We start from the raw sequence: 24,023 nt of genomic DNA on the forward strand, positions 1-24,023 counted from the left end.
CGCAGCTCCATCAAGGGGTAGGTCGAGGTAAGTCCTTATTACTCGGTAACAATTGACTCTATACTCGACTGATTGAAACAAGTCATGGAGGACTTATGTTCACATCTCACTCCGCCACCATACTGATCGTCGATGACTCGCCCGAGAATTTGATGGTGCTGACCGACCTGCTCTCGCCCACCTACCGGGTGCTGGCAGCCCAAAGCGGAGAGAAGTGCCTGCGGATTGCCACTGGCAAGACACTGCCAGATCTCATTTTGCTGGATGTAATGATGCCAGGCATGGATGGTTATGAAGTGCTCAAACAGCTGCGTACAAGTCCTGAAACCAGCCGCATCCCTGTGGTGCTGCTCACCGCCCTCGCCGACAGCCAGAGTGAAGAGTACGGACTGTCGCTGGGAGCGGCCGACTACATTACCAAGCCCATCAAGCCGGCCATTGTTCAGGCTCGGGTACGCACCCAACTGGAGGCCAAGCAGGCCCGCGACGGCCTGCAGAGCCAGAATACGGCACTGGAGGCCGAAGTGGCGCGGCGGATGACAGAGAACGATCTGATCCAGCAGGTCTCCATCCGCGCCCTCGCTCACCTGGCGGAGATTCGGGATCCCGAAACCGGCAATCACATCTTGCGTACCCAGGGCTATGTTCGACTGCTGGCCAATGCCCTCGCCAGCCACCCCCGTTTTATCGATACCCTGACCCCCCGCTACATCGATCTGCTGAGCCGCTCCGCCCCCTTGCACGACATCGGCAAGGTGGGTATTCCCGACCAGGTGCTGCTCAAGCCCGCCAAGCTGACAGTAGAGGAGTGGGAGGTCATGCGTACCCACGCCAAACTCGGTAGCGATGCCATCGAGGAGGCCGAACGGGATATAGAACAACCGCTGGCGTTTCTCACCCTGGCCAAGGAGATCGCCCACTGGCACCACGAAAAGTGGGATGGCAGTGGCTATCCGGACGGCCTGCGTGGCGATGAAATTCCTCTCTCGGCCCGCTTGATGGCGCTGGCCGATGTGTTTGATGCCCTCATCAATGTACGGGTTTACAAGGCCGCCATGCCCTATGACGAGGCGAGAGCCCTGATCCTCAGTGGCACAGGCCAGCATTTTGATCCGGACGTGGTGACGGCATTTGACAACCATTTCGACCAGTTCGTTGCCATCGCAGAGCGCTACACGGATGAAAACGAGGCTCCGCATGGCTGATCAGCCGCCACTCACCCGAGCCTATGTTCTCAATATCGTCCTCACTTATGCCGCCGTGGCTAGCCTGTGGATCCTGCTCTCCGACAAGGCGGTGGAGTGGCTGTTCAGCACACCCAACCAGTTTGCGCTGGCCAGCACCATCAAGGGCTGGCTGTTTATCCTCATCACGGCGCTCATGCTCTATACCATGCTGCGTCGCCGTATCGACATGCCGACGGTCACCGCAGTACCCTCCCGTCGTCAACTGCTGCCCTTTATCCTGATCAACGGTCTGATCCTGGCGCTGACCGGCATGGCCATCGCCCAGAATATCAGCCACACCCAGGACAAGGAGGTGGCCCGGATCGAGGCGATTGCCGATCTCAAGAGCAAACGCATCACCGAATGGCTCAAGGCCCGTGAACGGGATACTCATCTGCTGGCCGAAAACACCCTCTACACCGGGCTATATCGCCAGAGAGATGACGCCCCCCAGAGTAATGGCCGTGAACAGCTGATGGCCCAGCTGGTCGAGTTCATCTCCATCAGGGGCTTCAGTGCAGCGACCCTGTTTAGCCCGGCAGGAAAAACGCTATGGCAGACATCTGGCGCGGGCAGCTTGAATTCAAGACTGCGTCATGCCTTTACCAAGGTAGAGGCAGGCCATGTCATGCGAGTGGGCCCCTACCTCGATGAGCAGGGTCAATCCAGACTCGACTTCATCGCCCTACTGCCCATCAAAGGAGCCCCTTCCCCCTTCATCGTGCTGCAGATCACCTCAAGCAATTGGCTCAACAATATTCTCAAGCAGTGGCCCATCCCGGACAGCAGTGGTGAAGCCCTGCTGTTTCGCAAGCAGGGCTATCAGGTGCAGTTTCTCAATGACGTGCGCTACCGCCCCGCCTCGGCCCTCACCCTGCAGATCCCCATCAGTAACAGCACCTTGCTGGCAGCCCAGTTTCTCAATGGCGGCGCCCGTGAAGGTCACCAGCAGGTGTTCTTTGGCAAGGATTACCGCGGTATCGAGGTCTTTGGCACCATCCACTCCGTCATGGGCACCGACTGGTATCTGCTGGCCAAGATAGACAAGGCAGAGCTCAACCAGGCCGCCTTCAGGGAGAGCGTCTGGATCGGGCTCATCGGCCTGCTGGTGCTGTTCATTGCCAATACGGGCATCATATTGTTGCGCCAGCATACCCAGCTCTATATGGCCGAGCAGATCCGGCTATCCCAAGCGGGCCGCCTGCAGGCGCTGCAACTGCTCTCCGCCATTGCCGACAGCTCGGAAGATGCCATCTTCGCCAAGGACATGGAGGGCAAATACATCCTCTTCAATCGCGCCGCCAGCCAGTTCGTCGGCAAGTCAGCTGCCGAGATGCTGGGCCAGGATGATCAGGCCATTTTCCCCCCGGATCAGGCACGCATGCTGATGGAGCTGGGCCGGCAGGTGATCGCAAGCAACAAGGTGCAAACCCAGGAGGAACATCTGACCCTGCCTTGCGGGGAGCGAGTATTCCTCGCCACCAAGGGTCCCTTGCAAGACAACGATGGTCAGGTGATCGGCATCTTCGGGATCTCCCGAGACATCACGGACGTCAAACGTGCAGAAGCCGGCTTGCGGGAACGGGAAGGGCTGTTTCGCGCTCTGGTGGAACAGTCTCTGGCCGGCATCTATATCATCCAGCAGGGCCGACTCTGTTACATCAACCCGGGCTTCGCCCGTCTGTTTGGCCACAGCTCAACTGCCACCTTGCTGAAGGTGGGCACCCTGCATGGGCTGGCCAGTCCGAAAGACAGCGCCAGGGTCGCGGAACAGTTGCAGCGCAGTGAAGAGGAGGACACCGAGATACACACCCGCTTCACCGCCTTGCACCACGACCATCAGAACATAGAGGTAGAGCTGTACGGGCGACGCGTCGATTATCGCGGCAAGCCTGCAGTACTGGGTCTGTTGCTGGACGTCACCGAGCGGGAACAGGTCGAACAGGCACTGACCCAGCAGGCCACTGAGCTGCGTCAGCAAAACAACGAGCTGGAACGGTTCAACAAGGTGATGGTGGACAGGGAGCTGACCATGCTGGCCCTCAAGCACCAGATCAATACACTGTCAGTCCAGCTGGGACAACAGCCGCCTTATCCCCAGGCCCCCACACCGCCGGAGGAACTCCTATGATGAGCTGGTCTCAGCTGTTGCATGTCCGCCAGCCCTGGCAGCAGTGGGGGGCGTGCCTGCTGGCCGTTCTGCTACCCATCCTCATGTTGCAGATCCGGGTACAACTGCCCATCGCCTTTGGTGAGCGACCGCTGCTGGTGCTCTTCATGTTGCCCATCATCGTCTGCGCCCTGCTCGGTGGCTTACTGCCCGGCCTGCTCAGCACCCTGGTGAGTGCATTGGCAACGGCATTTTTTATGTTGCCACCCCTCCACTCTCTCACCATTGCCGCCGGTCAGGATCTGGTGCAATGGGGGATTTTGAATGCCAATGGCATCCTGATCAGTTTGCTCAGCGCCGCCATGCACAGATCCCGTGCCATGGAAAGCCAACGCTGGCAGGAGCTGATGAATATCCAGTCCCGTCTGCAACAGAGCGAAACCCGCTTCCAGGCCACCTTCGAGCAGGCCGCTGTGGGCATTGCCCTTGTCGCTCCTGACGGCAAGTGGTTAAGGGTCAACCAGCGACTGTGCGACATGGTCGGTTATCAGGCTGACGAGTTGATGGGCATGACTTTTCAGCAGATCACCCACCCGGACGATCTCTTTATCGATCAAGCCTATGTTGGCCAGATGCTTGCGGGCGAGCGGCCTCACTACACCCTGGAAAAGCGCTACCTGCGCAAGGGGGGCGACATACTCTGGATCACCCTCACAGTGGCGCTGGTTCGCGATCTCAAGGGAGAACCCGACTACTTCATCTCGATCATCGAGGACAATCAGCAACGCAAAGAGACAGAAGCAGCCCTGCGGCGCAACGAGGTGATACTGCATGAATCCCAGCATCTGGCCAAGATCGGCAACTGGCGCTGGCACATCGCCAGCAACAGCCATTTCTGGTCGCCGGAGATCTACCGCATCTATGGCCGTGACCCGGGCTTGCCCCCTGCCGTCTATCCCGAAGTGAAAAAGTACTTTACCCAGGAGGGGTGGCGCGCCATCGCCCAGTCTGTCGAGCACTGCCTGCAAAACGGCCAGCCCTACGAGTGCGATGCAGAGGTGATCCACGAACAGGGTGACCCTGTCTGGGTCATCGCCCGTGGCGCCGCCTTGCGCGACAGCAGTGGGGCCATCGTCGAGCTCTATGGCACTGTGCAGGACATCACCGAGCGCAAGCTGGCCGAACAGCAACTGCTGCACAATCAGCAGGTGGCGCTCGATACCCAGCGCCGCGCCCGGCTGGCGGCACTGAATCTGATGGACGATGCCATCAGCGCCCGTATTCGCGCCGAAACCACCAGCACGGCCTTGCGCGACAGCGAGCAGCGCCTGTTGATGGCCCAGGAAGGAGCCCACGTCGGCATCTGGGAGTGGGACATACTGAGTGGCCGCCTCTTCTTCTCCCCCGAATGTGCCCGCCTCTATGGCCGCAGCGTGGAGCAACTCTGCGAATTTCACGTCTGGCAAGGCAGCCTGCACCCGGACGACAGGGCCCGCATCGACCAGCTGTTGTCCGAGCTGCCACACACAGGCACACCGCTCGATATCGAGTTTCGCATCTTGCTGCCCACTGGCGAGGTACGCTGGCTGGTGAGCAAGGGCAGCGTATATCGGGATGCCCAGCAGCGCCCGGTGCGCCTGCTCGGCATCAATCTGGACATCACGGAGCGCAAGCAGGCAGAGCAGCAGTTGCGCCAGCTGTCACTGGCACTGGAACAGAGCCCGGACGGCGTCTTCATCACCGATATCCAGGGGCGCATCGAATACGTCAACGTCGCCTTCCTCGCCGCCAGCGGGTATCAGCAACACGAGGTGATTGGCCAGACCCCCACCCTGTTGCGTTCGGGCCTCACCCCCAAGGCCACCTACATCACGCTGTGGGATGCGATTCATCAGGGACAGCGCTGGCATGGCGAGTTCATCAACCGGCGCAAGGATGGCTCACACTACCAGGTGCTGGCCACCGTCTCCCCCATCCGTCAGGAGAACGGCGAGGTCACCCACTATGTGACGGTACAAGCCGATATCACGGAGAAAAAGCAGCTCGGCGAGGAGCTGGATCAATACCGCTACCACCTGGAGGAGATGGTCAACGAGCGTACCCTGCAACTGGCCCAGGCCCACCAAAGGGCGGAGAGCGCCAACCGGGCCAAGAGTGCCTTTCTCGCCAACATGAGCCACGAGATCCGCACCCCCATGAATGCCATTCTGGGGCTGACCTATCTGCTCAAGCGCGATACACCGGATCACACCCAGCACGATAGGTTGGAAAAGATCGACAATGCCGCCCAGCATCTGCTCACCATCATCAACGACATTCTGGACCTTTCCAAAATCGATGCGGGCAAGATGGTACTGGAGCAGGGCGACTTCTCCCTCACCGCCATGCTGGACAACGTCAGTGCCCTGATGAGCGAACAGGCCCGCGCCAAGGGGCTCACCATCATTGTCGATATCGGGGATTCCCCCGCCTGGGTCCACGGCGATATCACCCGACTGCGTCAGGCACTGCTCAACTATGCGGCCAACGCCATCAAGTTCACCGAACAGGGCTCCGTCACTTTGCGGGTACGGGTCGAACGGCCGCTATCCAATGGGTATCTGCTGCGCTTCGAGGTGGAAGACACTGGCATCGGCATCAGCCCGGAGCAGCGCGAGAAACTGTTCCAGGCCTTTGAACAGGCCGACGCCTCTACCACCCGGAAATACGGCGGCACCGGGCTGGGCCTCGCAATCACCAGTCGGCTTGCCACCCTGATGGGGGGAGAAGTCGGCGTGGAGAGCACCCAGGGCAAAGGCAGCTGCTTCTGGTTCACCGCCCTGCTTTCACTGGGCCAGGGCGAACCGCAGCAAGCAGGACAGCTCGAACAGGCAGTGCAGCAGGCGCTCTTTTTCTCCAACCATGCCAGGGTGCTGCTGGTGGAGGACAATGCCATCAACCGCGAGGTGGTACTGGAGCTGCTCAACAACAGCGGCCTCATCATCGAAACTGCCGTCAATGGCCAGGAAGCGCTGGAGAGAGTCAGTCAGCATCCCTTCGATCTCATCTTGATGGACATACAGATGCCGCTGATGGATGGCTACACAGCCACTCGCGCCATCCGCACCCTGCCGGGTTGGGAGCAGACGCCTATCCTGGCGCTGACGGCCAGCGCCTTTGAAGAGGACAGAAAGGCGTGCAAGGCTGCGGGCATGAACGACTTTATCGCGAAACCCGTCACCCCGGCCAAGCTGTTCGAGGCGCTGCAACAGTGGTTGCCCACCAGCACACCCGTACAGCCCAAATACCAGCGCCGGGCCAGCGACACCCTGATCGCCCCCCTCGTCCGGTTGCAAAACCTGCCGGGACTGGATCTGCAACAGGGGTTGGCCACGCTGCAGGGCAACCAGACCAAATACGTCGCCCTGTTGCGCCATTTCGCCAGCGAACACAGCCAGGACATGGCACTGCTGACCAGCCATCTGCAAGCAGGCGATCAGACCAGTGCTACCCGACTGGCCCACACACTGCGCGGTGTCGCCAGCACACTGGGATTGGTGAGTCTGGCAGAGCAGAGCCTGCAACTGGAGCAAACGCTCTCTGGGGATGGCAGTGAACTGACCGACCAGATGTCCGCCATTACCGAAGTGCTTGCCACCCTGCTCGAACAACTGGGGGAGGAAGATCCTGCCCCCGCAACCATGCCAGCCCCCCTCACCAGCCATTGGCAGCAGCAGTTGCTGCGCCAGATTGAGGGCCTGCTGCTGCAAAGCGACACTGCCGCCATCCCCTTGTTCGAACAATATGCCGGCCCCCTGCTCATCAGTCTTGGGCCCAAAGGGGACACGCTGGCGCGGCAGCTGAAAATGTTCGATTTTGACGGCGCCCTCATCACCATCCACAGCCTGCAAGCAGAAGAGGGACACTCGCCGGTAGCCCCCGATGCATCAAGCCGGCATCAGGGGGCGACGAATCAAGATAAAGGGTTGAATCACTGAATAAAGTCATGCATATAGTGTTGGTTCCCCTGTCGAACACGTTCCCTTGCGGCCACGTTTTCGCCCGGCTGGGCACCACCTGTTGAAGCATGCCGACGATCTTCACTCATTGGCCGTCTGACGCCCGCGTCATCCGGCAATAACGATGTTTTTAACCGTGCGTTACATGGAGCAACGAGCATGTTGTCAAAGCGTATTATCCCCTGTCTGGACGTCAAAGATGGCGTCGTGGTCAAGGGAGTGCAATTTCGAAATCATGAAGTGATGGGCGGTATCGTCGAGCTCGCCCGCCGCTACGCAGAAGAAGGGGCCGACGAGCTGGTGTTCTATGACATCACCGCCTCCAGCGATGCCCGGGTCGTTGACAAGAGCTGGGTAAGCCGGGTGGCGGAAGTCATCGACATCCCCTTCTGCGTCGCCGGTGGCATCAAAAGCGTTGAAGATGCCCGCCAGATCCTGGAATTTGGCGCCGACAAGGTTTCCATCAACTCACCGGCTCTGGCGGATCCAAGCCTCATCACCCGTCTGGCGGAGCGCTTTGGCGTTCAGTGCGTGGTGGTGGGAATCGACTCCTACTTCGATGCCGACACTGGCCACTATCAGGTCAAGCAGTTTACCGGTGACGAGAGCCGCACCCGCACCACCGCCTGGCACACTCTCGATTGGGTGCAGGAGGCGCAAAAACGCGGCGCCGGTGAAATCGTGCTGAACGTGATGAACCAGGATGGCATGCGTCAGGGCTACGACCTCGATCAGCTCAAGCTGGTCCGTGCCGTCTGCAAGGTGCCGCTCATCGCCTCCGGCGGCGCCGGTGCCATGGAGCACTTTCGCGATGCCTTCACCCTCGCCGATGTGGACGGGGCCCTGGCCGCCTCCGTGTTCCACAAGGGCCTTATCCCCATTCCCGAATTGAAACGCTGGCTGAAAAATGAAGGAGTCGCCATCCGTGAATAATCAAGCTGTAAACAACGAGCTACCGCTCGCCGAGCGCCTGGACTGGGCAAAGTGTGACGGCATGATCCCCGCCATCGTCCAGCATGCCGCCAGCGGCGAGGTGTTGATGCAGGGTTACATGACCCGCGAAGCGCTGGCAAAAACCCAAACCACAGGTCAGGTCACCTTCTTCAGCCGCAGCAAGCAGCGCCTCTGGACCAAGGGCGAAAGCTCGGGCCATGTGCTCAAGCTGGTCGCCATCAGCACCGACTGCGATCAGGACGCTCTGCTGATCGCCGCCAATCCTGTCGGCCCCACCTGCCATCTGGGCACGCCCTCCTGCTTCGACGGTCACCCTGTGCCGCCGCTCGGTTTCCTGGCCGAACTTGAGCAGATCCTGGCATCGCGCAAAGGTGCCGATCCGGCCACCAGCTACACCGCCAGCCTGTACGCCAAAGGCACCAAGCGCATCGCCCAGAAGGTGGGTGAAGAAGGTGTTGAAGTGGCACTGGCCGCCATGGCCAAGGATCGGGAAGAGCTGATCAACGAATCCGCCGACCTGCTCTACCACCTCACAGTCCTGCTGCAAAACGAGGGGCTGGAGTTGAAGGATGTGGTGCAGCGGCTGTATGAGCGCCATAACAAGTGATCGTAAAACCGATTTGAAAAACGGGCCCTGATGGGCCCGTTTCTCCTTATGACATTCAGTCATGGGCTCCTGTACCAGAAGCCTGCATGGGTAGTTTTCTTATTTAACCTATGCGAGTCCAGAAACTCATATTCACCGAGTCCATCTCCAGCAGGGTCAGATACTCCCCTGCGACCTCATCGTGCAGCCACTGCTGGCAATACGCCTCGGCCAATGACTGGCTGGGAGCCATCACCAGATCGGCATAAACGCCATCAGCACCGCGCAGCAGGCAGTGAATGATGAGTTCGGACTGCTTGGCAAGAAACTCGGCCTCCACCCGCTGTGACAAAACGAGCAGATCCTGCTCAGTCACTCCCTCCTTGAGCCTGAAGGTGGCAAACTCCAGCCCCCCAACCCCTTGCATGCTGCCATTGATTATCATCTCGCACTCTCCATTGATATCCGTGTGTTTGGAGAAGCCAGCATAGAAGGGAGCCACTGACAGCCTTGTGTCAGTAGCCGGCGCTATTTTTTAACCTCCAGAGGCGCCATCAAGCAGGGGATTTTCCGCCTGGCGCACGGCCAGGTAGTTCGCCAGCGTCACACCTGTGGGCACGGAGTCCTCTTTGGAGCACGGTTCTAGGCTGCCGATTCGATCCACTCTAAAGTCCCGGTATGCCAGGCGCAGTGTGCACCAGGCCCCCAATGTCCAGCATCCACCCCAGTAAAAGAGCCCCAGAGGATAGATGCGGCGCCGGGTCTGTCGGGCCAAGGCATCATCGTAGTCGATCTCCAGCCAGTGACCCGCAGTGATGGCGTCGTGCAGCTTGTCCCAACGGACGTACTCAGGACGCGCAGTCCGGTAGTCGGGCACTCGCACCACGGGAGTTTGCCCGCGGCCAGGCCCCCTTTCTGGCAAGGCGGCTTCTATCTTGGCGAGCAGTGCCCGAGCCGGATCCGCCATCCCCTTGCCGGTCAGCACAGCCACCAGGTTCACTCCTGTGATCAGCGCTTCCAGTTCGGCGTCGCTCAACTGCAGGGGAGCCAGCTCAAAACCCTCGCTAAGCCGATAGCCCCTTCCTGCCTCCCCATAGACGGGGATACCCGCCAGGGAGAGATCGTCCATGTAGCGATAGATGGTGCGCTCTGATACGCAGAGACGCTCCGCCAGTTCGCGGGCGGTCAGGGGCTGATGAGCCCGCAACAGATTGGTCAATTGAAACAGTCGATCCGATTTTCTCACGGGCAACCTCTTGCTTGCCGAACCTGGCTGGCATGGTAATCCGGGAGGAGACACCTTGACACGCCTTTGTAGTTCGAGCGCCTCTCATGGGCCCTCAACACGATGACAAGCTAAGGCCGCAAGCATTGCCGGCCATCGCCGGGTCGGCACACAAAACGGGCCCATCAGGGCCCACTGCATTTCTTAAATGGCGCTATATTCCCATTACCCCAGCTGCTGGCGCAGCATGTATTTTTGCACCTTGCCGGTGGAGGTCTTGGGCAGGGGGGTGAAGATGATCCGCTTGGGAGCCTTGAAGTGGGCCATCTGCTCGCGGCAAAACGCAATGAGCTCGGCCTGGCTCAGCTCCCTGCCCTCCTTGAGTTTCACGAAGGCGCAGGGCACCTCCCCCCACTTCTCGTCCGGCATGGCGATCACCGCCACCTCGTCCACATCGGGATGGCGATAGAGCACGTCTTCCACCTCCAGGCTGGAGATGTTCTCCCCGCCGGAGATGATGATGTCCTTGGATCTGTCCTTGATCTCCACATAACCATCCGGGTGCCATACCGCCAGATCGCCACTGCGAAACCAGCCCTCCGCCATCACCTCGGCGCTGGCCGCCGGATTTTTAAGATAGCCCTTCATCACCAGGTTGCCGCGCAGCACTATCTCACCCAGGGTCTTGCCATCCAGGGGCACAGGCTCGCCGCTGACCGGGTTGATGATCCGCATCTCCCCCTGCAGCGGGGATGCCACCCCCTGGCGCGCCTTGAGGCGGGAGAGCGCAGTGGCATCCTGCCCCTGCCAGCTTCGCTGGGGTTCACACAGCACGCAGGGACCATAGGTTTCGGTGAGGCCATAGACGTGGGTCACGGCGATCCCCATGACCTCCATGCCGGCGATCACGGTGGCGGGCGGCGCCGCCCCCGCCGTCATCACCTTGATGGGGTGATTGAGCCCGTATTTAAGCGCAGGGTCGGCGTTGTTGAGCATGTTGAGGACGATGGGCGCGGCGCAGAAGTGGCTCGCCTTGTGCTCGCGCAGGGCATCAAAGATGGCCCCCGCCTGCACATGACGCAGGCAGACACTCACCCCGGCGGTGGCCGCCAGAGTCCAGGGGAAGCACCAGCCGTTGCAGTGAAACATTGGCAGGGTCCAGAGATAGACACTGTGCTTGGGCAGCTCCCATGAGAGCACGTTGTTGATTGCATTGAGGTGGGCACCGCGGTGGTGATAGACCACCCCCTTGGGGTTGCCCGTAGTGCCCGAGGTGTAGTTCAGGGAAATCGCCTGCCACTCGTCATCCGGCAGCCAACCGGGCTCATCCCCGTTTCCCTGGGCAAGAAACTGTTCATAGTCGAGCTCGCTTATCAGCTCCCCCTCCCGATAGAGGGGATCGTCAATGGCGATAAGCAGCGGTTGCGTCTTGACAAGGGCCAGCGCCTTGCGCACCACGGCGCCGAACTCCCTGTCCACCAGCACCACCCTGCTCTGGGCATGCAGGAAGATGAAGGCCATGGACTCGGCATCGAGCCGGGTGTTGAGGGTGTTGAGCACGGCGCCGCTCATGGGCACCCCGAAGTGGGCTTCGAACATCGCCGGGGTATTGGGGGCGATGATGGAGACTGTATCCCCCTCGCCTATGCCATGCCGACGCAGGGCCGAGGCGAGCTGGCGGCAGCGCCGCTCGGTCTGGGCCCAGTTTTGACGCAAGGCCCCATGGATCAGCGCCGGATAGTCGGGATAAACCCGCGCCGCCCGGGCCAGGAAGCTGATGGGGGTCAGCGCCTCGAAATTAGCGGGGCTTTTATCAAGGCCGGCCTCATAGATGTTCTGCTCTGTCATCGGGTTCCTTCCTCGCAGGTGGCACAAAGCGGCTGGATCGAATTGGGCGGGAGATCTCGCCGGCATCATGCACTGCACAGATCTCTTATGGGGCTGACAGCCTAGCAGCAGGGCCATGCCGGCAGGTATTAGCAAAACGTCTTAGGCGATGGCGCTGCCTGAGTTTTCACCCTGTCAGGCCTGTCATGATGCCGGGCATTGCCAGCCTTGAATAATATCTATCCATTATCAAACCGGCATGGGCTGCCATGCATTATTTACATATTAATTTGCAGCCTATGGCATTGTTGCCAATTATATCCACCAAATGAATAGAGATAATCATTGAATATAATGACTCCGTATGGGCATGGCATTGCAATTAACGACAGTTTCATCAGCCAATATATTCTGTGAGCCAGCCCATAAAGCGAGCCGCGCTTCCTATTCATCCCGACACCAGCAGGTTATGGTTACATGGTGAAACAATCTACCGCATGCCCAATATCAGGCCAGACTTCTCGCCAACGAGTGCGCCATTACCAGTAGATCTGCGCACTTCTGCCCAATGACGAAGGAACCCTGTCGCCCCGATATTCCGCCGAGCCCGAACCTGCTTTATCGAGGAGCATTTATGTGTGCCGAGCCGAATACCCAGCCACGCAGACAATTTCCCACTGCCTTTACCATTTTGTTTCTTATTATGTTGCTGGCCATTGCCCTGACCTGGATCATTCCGGCAGGGGCCTATTCCAAGCTCTCCTATAACCCGGCCAACGACACTCTGATGGTCAATAGCCCGAAGGGGGAAATAAGCCGGGTGCCCGCCACCCAGAGCGAGCTTGAAAAACTCAATATCAATATCGGGGTGGAACAATTCACCAGCGGCACCATCCGCAAGCCCATCGCCATTCCCGGCACCTATGAGCGGTTGGCGCAGGCCCCCAAGGGACTCGCCGACGTGGCGGTCAGCATGGTCAAAGGCACCATAGAGGGGGCTGACATCATCGTCTTCATCCTGGTGCTCGGCGGGCTCATCGGCGTCATCAACAAGACCGGCGCCTTCAGCGCCGGGCTGGTGGCGCTGTCGCGCAAAACCCGTGGCAACGAATTCATGTTCGTGGCACTGGTTTGCGTCGTCATGGCGCTGGGGGGCACCACCTGCGGGCTGGAGGAAGAGGCCGTCGCCTTCTACCCCATACTGGTGCCCATCTTTCTGGCGCTCGGCTATGACGCCATCGTCTGCGTGGGTGCCATCTTCCTCGCCGCCTCCATGGGCACCACTTTCTCCACCATCAACCCCTTCTCTGTGGTGATCGCCTCCAACGCAGCCGGCATTCCCTTCACCGAGGGGCTGATCTTTCGCGCCGTCGGCTGTCTGGTGGGCACTCTGGTGGTCATTGGCTATCTCCACTGGTACTGCAAGAAGATCAAGGCCAACCCGGCCTTCTCCTACACCTATGAGGACAGAGACAGCTTCCGCGCCCGTTTTCTCAAAGAGGGCGCTCTGGATGAAGGGGTCCCCTTCACCCTGCGCCGCAAGATCATTCTGACCCTGTTCATCCTCGCCTTTCCGCTCATGGTGTGGGGCGTCTCCATGGCTGGCTGGTGGTTCCCGCAGATGGCGGCCTCCTTCCTCGCCGTCACCATCCTCATCATGTTTATCTCGGGACTGAAGGAAAAAGAGGCGGTCGAGGCCTTCACCCAGGGCGCCTCCGAACTGGTGGCGGTGTCGCTGATTATCGGGCTGGCGCGCGGGGTCAATCTGGTGCTGGATCAGGGGATGATCTCGGACACCATACTGGCTTACGCCTCCGACTTGGTCTCCGGCATGCACGGCGCCGTGTTTGCGGTGGCCCAGATGCTGGTGTTCACCCTGCTGGGGCTGGTGGTGCCCTCTTCCTCGGGGCTGGCCGTGCTCTCCATGCCCATCATGGCGCCGCTGGCGGATACAGTGATGATCCCGCGCTACATAGTGGTGTCGGCCTACAACTGGGGACAATACGCCATGCTGTTCCTGGCCCCCACCGGGCTGGTGCTGGTCACCCTGCAGATGCTCGGTATCCAGTTCAACCAGTGGGTCAAGTTCGTGCTGCCCATGGTGGGCTTCGTGCTGGGCTTTGGCGCCCTGATGCTGGTGGTGCAAGTGATGTTGATCTGAGGCGAACCTCACCAGAGCGCGCCCGGCCCACAGTGCCGGGCGCTCTCTATGCGGCCTGGCTCCAGCGGCTCGGGAAAACGCCCTCTCACTCGTGCATCAATGGCGCACCCTGCCCTGTTGGCGAAAACAGTAGAGCTTGAGGCTGATGTCGACTATGTCGGCGGGCAGCTCCTGCGCCACTTCGGAGAGAGGTTGATAAAGGGATGCCAGCAGTAATTGAGCCTGCTGCTGGGTGATAATCCGGGCCTGTACGGCCGGCTGTATCCATCTTGGCAACATCGACATAAGTCCCCCTTGCCGATTCTCTCTTTCATTCGCTACGCGATGACGACGGTGTCACTTCATCACCGTCCTTTCGCTCTCTTGCCAAAAGACCAAGCATAATGCTTGCCGTGATCTCTTATCGGCAATGGGAGCGCTTCATCACAGCGATTTATCAAGCAGTTGCCGCGCAAGTCGGTGCACGCGGACAAGCCGCTCAAGCCCGCGTCAGGGGACAGGCGCGGCAGTGGTTTGACGCAAAATGAGCACAAAGAGCCCATATGAATCGCAAAATGCGACGTATCCACCCGATCCCGAGCAACATGCCCACGTCCCAGCCAGACCTCCACGGCCTTTGTCGCCAAAGCCCGACACCTTTTTGACGAGGGACTTTTCGGTGCAGTCAGAGGCTGTCGTGCCTGAGCGGTGCGTGCCTTGTTCATCCTCCGGGTTGTGCCAAGATCGCGGCAAGCAACAGCCGCATCAGGTGATGCATTTCAGGAGAACGAAAAATGAACAAATCCATGTTGGCAGGTGTCGGGATCGGTGTGGCCTCTGCGCTGGCATTGTCGGCCGCAGCCAGCGGATCCCTGTTTTCATCCAAGCCCCAGTTTGCCGAGGTACTGGCCAGCAAGCCGGTGACCGAGACCATCAAGACACCCCGTCAGGAGTGCCGCAACGTGACAGTGACCCACCGCAAACCCGTGCAGGATGAAAACAAGATCCTGGGTACAGTGGTTGGCGCCGCGCTCGGGGGCGTGCTTGGCAACCAGTTTGGCGGTGGCAGTGGCAAGAAGGTCGCCACAGCCGCGGGGGCCGTGGCCGGTGGTTACGCAGGCAATCAGGTGCAGGGCAATATGCAAGCGGGTGATACCTACACCACCACGCAGCAGCGCTGCAAGACGGTGCAGGAGAGCAGTACCCGTACTCTTGGCTACGACGTCACCTACCGCCTCGCCGGACAAGAGGGGGTCATCCGCATGGAGAAGGCCCCCGGCGCCACCATACCGGTCAAGGATGGCAAACTGGTGATCGACAGCACTCAAGGCTGATCCTTACCCGTCAGGCTCCTGCGCCAAAGGAAGGCTCATCATAGCGATGGGCCTTTTTTTATTGCGCACGCCCCTGTGCTGCTCACCAGCAAGGCATTGGACTCGCCAGCAGCCTGAATTCAGAGGGTGGCCACTGCCGGCAAGGATCGTCTTGCACGCATCCTTGCCAGTCAAAAGGCCAGCAAAAAGGGGCCCGCAGGCCCCTTGCTCATCCTTTTTCAATCAATGGCGACCAAACGGCCACCAGGACTTGTCGTTGTCCTTGATATCGACCAGGGTCTCCTGCACTGCGCCCGGTTTGCCCCCCTGCAGCTGACGCAGACTCACCTTGAACTGCTCTGTGGACTCGACAAACCAGTCATCCAGGATCAGCACCTTGATGGACTTGCTGCCCCCCTCACCGGCGGCCCAGCTCACCGACTGGCTGAACCAGGGCAGGAAATCCAGCCCCCAGCGCGCCGTGATCCCCTCAAGGCCCAACTGGGCACGGGCCGGCTTGCTCAGATCGCCGCTGCGCACCACTGGGATCTCGGCAAACCACTGCCCCTCGTTCACCGTCATGCTGGCGCGGGCCAACGCAATGGTGGACGGCGCCAGCTTGTCCTTGATGGTCACCAGAATCTGGCGCTGCTCGCCAAGGCTGGCTCCGCTCGCATCGAACAGTTCCAGGGTGAAGGTCTCATCCCCCTCGCGCAGGGTGTCGCTCTTCACCGGGATGCTGATGGTCTGGCTGTCACTCTGGCCGGCTGCCCAATTCAGGGTGCCGGTCAGTGGCGCCACATCATTGGCATCGGCGCTGCCAAAGACGATGCGGTAGCTGACGCTGGCCTCGCCATGGCTGCCATCGCGGCGGCTGACGGTGAGGCTCAGGGCGCTGCCCTCCTCTACGCTGGCGGCTGCGCTATCCAGACTGATCACCCCGGCAGGCGGCAGCGGATACTGGATCGCCACCAGCACGGGATCGTGATCCGAGGCGCTGAAGGGGCCGTCCGATTTGGCCAGCTGGCCTGTGTACTTGCTGCCGTACTCAAAGAAGTTGCTCTCGGCGGAGTTGATGTGCCAATCCTCTATGCCGATCACCTTGGCTGCCAGGCTGGGGTTGGCCAGGGCGTGATCCAGGTTGCCGAGCTCCCCCTCGTAGCTGTAGGAGTAGGTATCGGTGCCATGGAAGCGGGTATTGAGGTTCACAAAACCATACCCCTTGCCAAGGGCGCTGCCGCTCTCCTCGAAAGGTTGGCCCGCCAGCGTGGTGAAGGAAGCACTCATGATCTGGCGCGGCTGCGCGGCCGGATCATAGCTGGTCAGCACCCGGATGGGGTCCTCCATGCCATAGGCGTTCAGGTCGCCGATGAGCAGCAGATCCCCGCTCATGTCCTTGAGGCTCTCCCCCAACACCTTGGCGGCGGAGACCCGCAGCGCGTTGCAGTGGCCCTGACCATCCAGCGGATCGGCGCTGGCGTAGTCGGGGTAATCCTCAAAGCAGGCGGAACCCTTGGACTTGAGGTGGTTGACCACCAGCGTCAGGGGCGCATCCCCCTTGGGCGAGCTGAATTGCTGCAACAGGGATTCGCGCATGCCCTGATTGATGGCAACCGGCTTGCCGCTGGCGTCCAAGGCCTCGGCCTGCTGCACCGGCAGCACTATGAGGCTGGCGGCACCTTGCGGCGTCACGCTGGCGGGCCGGTAGATGAGACCCACCGTAATGGCGTCGGTACCTATGGGCTGGCCATCGGGCGAGGCAATCCAGCGGTAGTGATCCGCTTCATCCGGCTGGGCGGCGTTGAGGGCCTCGACCAGATTGGCGATGGCGGAGTTGTCGCCGTAGCCGTTGTTCTCTATCTCCATCAGCCCCACCACATCGGCGTTGAGGCGGGTGATGGCGCTGACGATCTTGGTGCGCTGCTTCTCGAACTCAGGGATAGTCAAGGCGCCACGGTTGCTGCCGGTGGGGTTGGCATCCCCGCCCACCACTGTGGTGAAGAAGTTGAGCACGTTGAAGCTGGCGACCCGCAGATCCCCCGCCTCGGCGAGTTCAGGGGTATCTACCCTGTCCCAGCCGCTGTGGTCTATGTCACTGCTGTCGATGCGATTGCTCGCCACCAGCCGGAACAGGTTGTAGGAGTAACCCAGCGCCCCCTCCAGCCCGTTGAGTTTGTCGCCGATGCGCAGGTAGCCATCTTCGGCATTAAAGGCGGGATACCAGGGCAGCACTCCATCCGGCGCCTTGGCGTCCGTCTCCACCACCAGCTGGTTTTGCTGGTTGCGCAGGGCCCACTGGCTCGCCTCCTCGCTTTGGGCGGCAAACTTCTGGGTCGACTTGATGAGGGGGGCGCCATAAGAGAGCACTAGGTTGTTGCGCTTGCCGTCGTAATCGAAACTGAAGTTGCGGGTCACCACCAGGCTGGACTCGGGCACCAGCCGCACCTGCATCCCCTCGTGGCGCTCCAGCAGCTGGTTCAGGGTCTCGCCCGCCACCGGCACCAGATCCACCGCAGGCAGCAAGGCCACCATGGGCTGGGTCACCACCAGTTCATCGGCATTGAGCTGGGTCTGGTTGAAGTACTCCTTCACTTTGCCTGAGACGCATACCTCGGCCCCCGGCACTATGGCGCTGTTGGCCTGGGTGCTGTAGACGAAGAGACCATCAGAGCTGGCCGGATCCCCGTCCCCTTGCAGGTCCTGAATGAAGAAGCCCTTGTAGAGGCCATTCACCACCTGGGTGACGACACCACGGGTGGCATGGGCCTGCTCGGATTCAAACTTGCCGACCGGCACCAACGGGCTGCTGCTGCCGGTGCCCTGAATGGCGGGCACGGGTATCAGCTGATCGATCGGGCAGACGAAGACCGGGGGCAGAGTGCCATCGCAGGGGCCATCGCCACTGCAACCCAGGCCGCTGGCATCATCCTTGGCGGCAGCCACGTACTCCAGCGCCGGATTGAAGGGGCCCGCCGCATCAGTCCGGCCCGTGGTGACGGTGGCCTTGCGGCGCAGGGTCATGTCCAGGGTCGAGACGCTGCCGGACACCCAGGCCGTGCCCGGGTCCACCCCCACCTGGCCGAAGCTGTCCACTATCTCGCTGCCGCGATAGAGCACCAGGGCATCATCGCCGTTGAACACCAGGTTGCCGCTGGTCTGATTAGCCTTGGCCAGGATCTCGGCGTTGGCGGAAGGATTGGCCAGCACCAGGCTGGCGCCCGGGGCCAGGGTGCCTTGCAGCGCCAGGCTGTTGGTGGGGGCATCGGTGAGAGGTTTGCCGTTGGCATAGAGCGCCAGCCGGTATTGAGAGAGATCGACGGGAGTCGCGCCCAGATTGCTCAGCTCCACCGCCTTGTTGTTACTGGATCCTTCCAGATATTCGCTGATCAGCAGTTGTGCCTGTACCTGTCCTGACAGCGCCAGCCCGACCGCGAGCGCCACCAGAGAGTGTCTTCCTGACATAGCCAATGTTCCTTTTCTTATTAGCAGATATGTTATTGGCGCCCCGCGTTATGCGGGCCGCAGCACCTTATTGCACGTATAAAAACAACGGATATAGGCCCTTGGCCAAATATCGCGCCTACTCTGCCCGTTTGGCCGCACCACCGCCGCGAGCTGGCTAACAATTACAGAAAATTGTTGCGAACTGGTGACGGGAAATAATGGGAGAAAAAGGATAATCGGATCATCTGACTGCCATCGCGCAAGGTGTGGCATTTGCTGCCGTCAATATCTCGTTGCGGCGCAGAACATGGCGACACAAGCTGACATAAGAAGCAAAAACAGCAGCTTGAAGACAGGGTGCCATCACGGCTTTCATACCAGCGCACCGGGGATCACCCGGGAGCGAACAGGGAAATCTGGCAGGAAATAGCAACAACCATGACAAAAACACGGCTATGCAGAGGCTCATGACCGCATCTGATATATAGGCTGCTTGCCGAGGCAAAATATCGCTCTATTAATGATAAACAGATTTATACCCCCCTCCTCCTCGACCCACACCTATGCCCTCCTCCTTTGATTGCAGAACGGAAGATCCACCATGCTGCGTCCTTATCAACACTCGCCAAAACGGGAAAAGGGCTGGTTCGAACCAGCTGAAAATGGCTGACAATATGATCTAACCAGAGAAGAAGAGAGCCTATTGAAACAGTATTTTATCCTGGCGGACACAGCCCTCATAAAAAGAGGACCGACCATGCAAAAGCTCATTGCTTTTTGAATTGTGAATGGCAATAGTTCTCACTTCTTTTTGTGGTGTTCACCCCCTCCGAGGTTATCAAAGATGTTTCGTCACCCCATGGCAAAGCTGCTTCTGCTTGGTCAGCTCACCCTGATGAGCTGGATGGTACAAGCAACCGCCCCCGTTGAAGTGGAAGATGTGATGGGCCGCAAGGTCTCCCTTAACTTGCCCGCCAGCCGCATCGTGCTCGGTTTCTATCCCGAGGATTACCTGGCCGTGGCCGGAGAAGGTGGTGCCGATCGCCTGGTGGGCATGTCCCGTGGCTGGTTCGTCAAGTCCCGCCCCGCCATCTGGTCCCTCTATGTCGCCAGCCTGCCGCAACTGGCCAGGGTGCCCGACCTTGGCAACGTTCAGGATCAGAGCTTCTCCATCGAGAAGACCCTGGCCGTCAGGCCTGATGTGGTGATCCTGGCCCAGTGGCAATACGAGGCCCTGGCCCCGGATCTGCCGCGCCTCGAGCAGGCGGGGATCCCAGTGGTGGTGGTGGACTACAACGCCCAGACCCTTTCACGCCACATGGCGAGCACCCTGCTGCTTGGCAAGGTGACCGGCCAGGAGGCCCGCGCCCGCAAGATGGCCGACGAGTACAAGGCCAAGATTGAGACCATCACCTCCCGCATCGCTCAGGCGAAACGCCAGCCGCCCCGTGTTTACATAGAGTTGGGTGACAAGGGACCGGCCGAGTACAGTTACACCTATGGCAAGGACATGTGGGGCGCCATGGCCCTGCTGGCCGGGGGTGACAACGTCGCGGCCCCCTTTGTCGAACGCTGGGGCCCCATCCACCCGGAGCAACTGCTGGCGAGCAAGCCGGAGGTCATTCTGATGGCAGGCTACGAGAGCGTGAGCAGCGAGCAGGCCATGCAGGTCGGTCAGGATATTTCGGCCCAGACAGTGCGTGCCCGCCTGCAGGGATTTGCCGCCCGCCCGGGCTGGCGCGATCTGCCTGCCATACAACAGGGCCGTCTCTATGCGGTCTATCACGGCGCCACCCGCAGCATCATGGATGCCGCCCTCATCGAGTTCATGGCCAAGGCGTTCTACCCCGACTTGTTCGAAGATCTCGACCCCCTGGCCACCTATCAGGGCTTCTACCACGCCTATCTGCCCATTCGCCCGCAGGGCACTTTTATGCTGGGTATCAAGTAATGGCAGGTTGAACCTGACGGGCCGGACTTTCCCGACCCGAGTCGGGAAGTCCCTCTTCGTCATCCCTCTTTAACCCTTGCGGGCGCTCCTTGAGAGCGCCCGCTTCAGGATTGTTATCATGAATGATTTGGCTGCCCTGCAGCAGACCCTCACCCGTCAGCGGCAACGAGAGCGCCGTCGCTGGCACTGGCTGGCGCTGCTCGCCCTGGTGCTGTGCATCACGCTGGTGCTCGACATCGCCACCGGCCCTTCCTTGCTGCCCCTTGGCGAAGTGGTCGATGCCCTGCTCTCTCCCGCCCAGGCGGACTCCATGACCCGCACCATTGTCTATGACATGCGCCTGCCCATCGCCCTGATGGCCCTGGTGGTCGGCGCCTCGCTCGGGCTTGGCGGCGTCCAGATGCAGACCCTGCTGGACAACCCCCTGGCCAGCCCCTACACGTTAGGGCTAGCGGCCGCGGCCGGGCTTGGCGCCGCACTGGCGCTCTATACCGGCGGTCTCGGGCTCCCTCCCCTGATTGCCATTCCGGCCGGGGCCTTCATTCTGTGCATGTTTGCCGCCAGCCTCTTGTTTGGCCTCGCCATGATGCGCAACATCAGCAGCCAGACCCTGATCCTGGCGGGCATAGCCCTTTTGTTCCTATTCCAGTCCCTGCTCTCCCTGCTGCAGTTTCTCTCCTCTCCCGAGCTCAACCAGCAGATCATGTTCTGGCTGTTTGGCAGCCTGATGCGCACCACCTGGGACTCCCTGATCATCACGGCCGCCGTCACCCTGATCTGCACCCTGCTCATCTATCGGGATGCCTGGGCCCTCACCAGCCTGCGCCTCGGGGAGGCCAGGGCACGGAGCCTGGGGGTCAACGTGGACAGGCTGCGCATGAAGACCCTGATCCTGGTGGCCCTGCTCACCGCCACTGCCACCAGCTTCGTCGGCGTCATCGGCTTCGTCGGCCTGGTGGCCCCCCACATAGCCCGCATGCTGGTGGGGGAAGATCAGCGCTTCCTGATCCCGCTGTCGACCCTGTGCGGCGCCTGCATGCTGTCGGCGGCCTCGGTGCTCTCCAAATCCATCGTACCCGGCTCCCTCTTTCCCATCGGCATCGTCACCGCCCTGATTGGCGTGCCCTTCTTCATCTGGCTGATCCTCGGCAGGGGGCGTAAACGTGCTTGAAATATCCCGACTCTCCCTCTCCCTTGGGCAGCAAACCCTGCTGCGGGATCTGAGCCTGACTCTGCACCCGGGTCAGGTCCATGTGATCATCGGTCCGAACGGGACCGGCAAGACTTCCCTGATGCGCGCTCTCTTTGGGGAACTGACCCCAGCCGGCGGCGACATCCGCCTGGGGGGCCAGAGCGCCCGCCAGATGACGGTCGCCAAATGGCGCCAGCAATTTGGCTACATGCCCCAGAACATCCAGCTGGAGCTGGACTTGAGCGTCATCGAAGTGGTGGTGCTGGGGCGCCTCGACAGCCTCTCCATGCGTCTGGCGGACGAGGACATACTGGCGGCCGGTCGTGCCCTGCAGGCCCTTGGCATCGCCCATCTGGCGGATCGCCCCCTTTACTCCTTAAGCGGCGGCCAGCGGCAGATGGTGCTGTTTGCCCAGGTGCTGCTGCGGGATCCCCGCATCATGATGCTGGACGAGCCGGTCAGCGCCCTCGACCTTCACCACCAGATGCAACTGATGGAGCACCTGTGCCAGCAGACCCGGGAGCAGCAGTGGATCACCCTGGTGGTGCTGCACGATCTCAACCTGGCGGCCCAGTTTGCCGATCAGCTGATCGTGCTGGCAGATGGCGACTTGCAAGCCTTCGGCCCACCGGCCCGGGTGCTCGATGCGGCCTTGATTGAGCGGCTCTATCAGGTGCCGGTGCAGATAAGCCACGATCAGAGCGGCATCCCCTTCCTTCGTACCCTGCGCAGGCAATCATGAGAAGATCCCCCATGACACCGCTTGCGACTGCCCGCAACCGGCGCCCGGGTGTACAACGCATGAGCCGCGCCTCCTACTGGCGGGACTGGCAGGGCATGAACCCGGCCGCCCGCCTGCTCATCCTCAATGGCCTGGCGTTCAATCTCGGCTTCTACATGATGATACCCTTCCTCGCCCAACACATGGGCAGCGGGCTTGGCCTCGCTGGCTGGGCCTGTGGTCTGGTCATGGGGATGCGGGTGTTCAGCCAGCAGGGTCTGTTTCTGCTGGGGGGGACTCTGGGGGATCGCATCGGCTATCACACTGCCATCGTCTGGGGTTGCCTGGTGCGATCATTAGGCTTCGTGCTGCTGGGCTGGGCCGAGTCCCTGCCCATACTGCTGCTGGCGGCCGCCCTCACCGGCTTTGCCGGGGCCCTCTTCACCCCCTGCGCCCAGGCCTATCTGGCCAGCGAATGCAGCACCCCGAGCCAGCGCCAGCGCGCCTTCGCCCTGCACAATCTCGCCAGCCAGGCGGGCATGCTGCTCGGCCCCCTGGTCGGCCTGACCTTGACCCAGCAGAGCTATGCCCTGACCGGGCTCTTGGCGGCGAGCCTGTTTGCTCTGTTGGGGATGCTGCAGTATCGGGTGCTGCCCAAGCGCCCGGTGGATAACCAGACCCCGCACGGCGCCATTCTGAGCCAATGGCGGGACATCCTGCGCCAGCGCCCCTTTATGCGGTTCACTCTGCTGGCAGGCAGCTATCAGATCCTGTTCCATCAGCTCTATCTCGCCCTGCCCGCCCATATCCAGAGCCTGCCGGACGCCACTCACCTGCTCGGCGGCGTCTTCACCCTCTCGGCGGTGATCGGCGTCATGCTCCAACTGCCGGCATCCCGCCTGGTGGAACGCCACCTGGGGGTGCCGCTCGCCATGGGGCTAGGCATAGGGCTGATGGGCCTGAGCTATCTGGCCCTGCCTCTGCTCTCCCCCTGGTCGACGGTGGGGGTATTGGCGCAGGTGGCCCTGCTCTCGCTCGGCTCCATTCTCTGCTTCCCGCTCTTTGCCGCCCAGTTGCCCCGCTACGCGCCCCCTGACCAGCTCGCCAGCTACTACGGCTTCTATGCCAGTGCGGGTGGCTGCATGGCGCTCTTTGGCAACCTGCTGATCGGTTTTATGCTGGGGGATGCAGGGACCCGTCCCGCCACCGCCATCTGGCTCTTGCTGGCATTGACGGGGGTGCTGGCAGGATTCGGACTCTACTCTCAGTTGCGATCCGGCAAGCACAGTAGCTCGCCTCTGCCCGAATGACAGAGGTGGTAGATCTGCGGGCTATA

General features: G+C 60.9%; 16 protein-coding genes. 11 read left to right on the forward strand and 5 right to left on the reverse strand.

All coding sequences use genetic code 11. The features are described 5' to 3' along the window. Window positions 1-95 precede the first annotated feature (95 nt). From GWQ31_RS09815 to hisIE, 5 genes are all read left to right on the forward strand, one after another. Entirely contained in the window at window positions 96-1,205 is a 1,110-nt protein-coding gene (locus tag GWQ31_RS09815; RefSeq protein ID WP_265422037.1) for a two-component system response regulator, read from the forward strand. Continuing rightward, the gene (locus GWQ31_RS09820; RefSeq protein WP_265422038.1) at window positions 1,198-3,357 is read left to right on the forward strand and encodes a PAS domain S-box protein; all 2,160 of its coding nucleotides are present in this window, start codon (window positions 1,198-1,200) and stop codon (window positions 3,355-3,357) included. The genes GWQ31_RS09815 and GWQ31_RS09820 overlap by 8 nt, the downstream gene beginning before the upstream one ends. Beyond that, on the forward strand, window positions 3,354-7,313 hold the full coding sequence (locus GWQ31_RS09825; protein WP_275909239.1) for a PAS domain S-box protein: 3,960 nt from the start codon (window positions 3,354-3,356) through the stop codon (window positions 7,311-7,313). Before GWQ31_RS09820 ends, GWQ31_RS09825 begins: the two co-directional genes overlap by 4 nt. Window positions 7,314-7,493: 180 nt before the next feature. After that, window positions 7,494-8,267 carry an imidazole glycerol phosphate synthase subunit HisF gene (hisF, locus tag GWQ31_RS09830; protein WP_021139327.1) on the forward strand — a complete coding sequence of 258 codons (774 nt, stop codon included), beginning with the start codon at window positions 7,494-7,496 and terminating at the stop codon, window positions 8,265-8,267. Next, window positions 8,260-8,895 carry a bifunctional phosphoribosyl-AMP cyclohydrolase/phosphoribosyl-ATP diphosphatase HisIE gene (gene hisIE / locus GWQ31_RS09835; protein ID WP_275909240.1) on the forward strand — a complete coding sequence of 212 codons (636 nt, stop codon included), beginning with the start codon at window positions 8,260-8,262 and terminating at the stop codon, window positions 8,893-8,895. Before hisF ends, hisIE begins: the two co-directional genes overlap by 8 nt. Window positions 8,896-8,998: 103 nt before the next feature. Here the strand turns inward: hisIE and GWQ31_RS09840 are convergent, their stop codons facing one another. The 3 genes from GWQ31_RS09840 to GWQ31_RS09850 form a co-directional block, all read right to left on the reverse strand. Beyond that, the gene (locus GWQ31_RS09840; protein ID WP_096119544.1) at window positions 8,999-9,319 is read right to left on the reverse strand and encodes a hypothetical protein; all 321 of its coding nucleotides are present in this window, start codon (window positions 9,317-9,319) and stop codon (window positions 8,999-9,001) included. Window positions 9,320-9,409: 90 nt separating this feature from the next. After that, the gene (locus GWQ31_RS09845) at window positions 9,410-10,093 is read right to left on the reverse strand and encodes a YafY family protein (protein ID WP_275909262.1); all 684 of its coding nucleotides are present in this window, start codon (window positions 10,091-10,093) and stop codon (window positions 9,410-9,412) included. 231 nt (window positions 10,094-10,324) lie between these two features. Beyond that, on the reverse strand, window positions 10,325-11,947 hold the full coding sequence (locus GWQ31_RS09850) for an acyl-CoA synthetase (RefSeq protein WP_275909241.1): 1,623 nt from the start codon (window positions 11,945-11,947) through the stop codon (window positions 10,325-10,327). 613 nt (window positions 11,948-12,560) lie between these two features. On the opposite strand from GWQ31_RS09850, the gene GWQ31_RS09855 reads away from it, so the two are divergent. Continuing rightward, entirely contained in the window at window positions 12,561-14,087 is a 1,527-nt protein-coding gene (locus GWQ31_RS09855) for a YfcC family protein (protein WP_275909242.1), read from the forward strand. A gap of 96 nt (window positions 14,088-14,183) precedes the next feature. Here GWQ31_RS09855 and GWQ31_RS09860 read toward each other — a convergent pair whose 3' ends face one another. Then, entirely contained in the window at window positions 14,184-14,372 is a 189-nt protein-coding gene (locus GWQ31_RS09860) for a hypothetical protein (RefSeq protein WP_034523758.1), read from the reverse strand. Between the two features lie 488 nt (window positions 14,373-14,860). Here GWQ31_RS09860 and GWQ31_RS09865 point away from each other — a divergent pair, with 488 nt between their 5' ends. Continuing rightward, window positions 14,861-15,400: a glycine zipper 2TM domain-containing protein gene (locus GWQ31_RS09865; protein WP_275909243.1), complete on the forward strand. Its 540-nt coding sequence runs from the start codon at window positions 14,861-14,863 to the stop codon at window positions 15,398-15,400. Between the two features lie 222 nt (window positions 15,401-15,622). Here the strand turns inward: GWQ31_RS09865 and GWQ31_RS09870 are convergent, their stop codons facing one another. Then, window positions 15,623-18,841, reverse strand: coding sequence for an ExeM/NucH family extracellular endonuclease (locus tag GWQ31_RS09870; protein WP_275909244.1), 3,219 nt, complete (start codon window positions 18,839-18,841; stop codon window positions 15,623-15,625). Between the two features lie 841 nt (window positions 18,842-19,682). Here GWQ31_RS09870 and GWQ31_RS09875 point away from each other — a divergent pair. The 4 genes from GWQ31_RS09875 (at window position 19,683) to GWQ31_RS09890 (ending at window position 23,997) form a co-directional block, all read left to right on the forward strand. After that, window positions 19,683-20,774: an ABC transporter substrate-binding protein gene (locus GWQ31_RS09875; protein WP_275909245.1), complete on the forward strand. Its 1,092-nt coding sequence runs from the start codon at window positions 19,683-19,685 to the stop codon at window positions 20,772-20,774. A gap of 118 nt (window positions 20,775-20,892) precedes the next feature. After that, window positions 20,893-21,945 carry an iron ABC transporter permease gene (locus GWQ31_RS09880; RefSeq protein WP_275909246.1) on the forward strand — a complete coding sequence of 351 codons (1,053 nt, stop codon included), beginning with the start codon at window positions 20,893-20,895 and terminating at the stop codon, window positions 21,943-21,945. Beyond that, window positions 21,938-22,708, forward strand: coding sequence for an ABC transporter ATP-binding protein (locus GWQ31_RS09885; protein WP_275909247.1), 771 nt, complete (start codon window positions 21,938-21,940; stop codon window positions 22,706-22,708). Before GWQ31_RS09880 ends, GWQ31_RS09885 begins: the two co-directional genes overlap by 8 nt. Beyond that, the gene (locus GWQ31_RS09890) at window positions 22,705-23,997 is read left to right on the forward strand and encodes an MFS transporter (RefSeq protein ID WP_275909248.1); all 1,293 of its coding nucleotides are present in this window, start codon (window positions 22,705-22,707) and stop codon (window positions 23,995-23,997) included. The genes GWQ31_RS09885 and GWQ31_RS09890 overlap by 4 nt, the downstream gene beginning before the upstream one ends. The last annotated feature ends 26 nt before the right edge of the window (window positions 23,998-24,023 follow it).

It is taken from the genome of Aeromonas sp. 2MA4, from assembly GCF_029237305.1.
In the GTDB taxonomy this organism is placed as follows: Bacteria; Pseudomonadota; Gammaproteobacteria; order Enterobacterales; family Aeromonadaceae; genus Aeromonas; species Aeromonas salmonicida.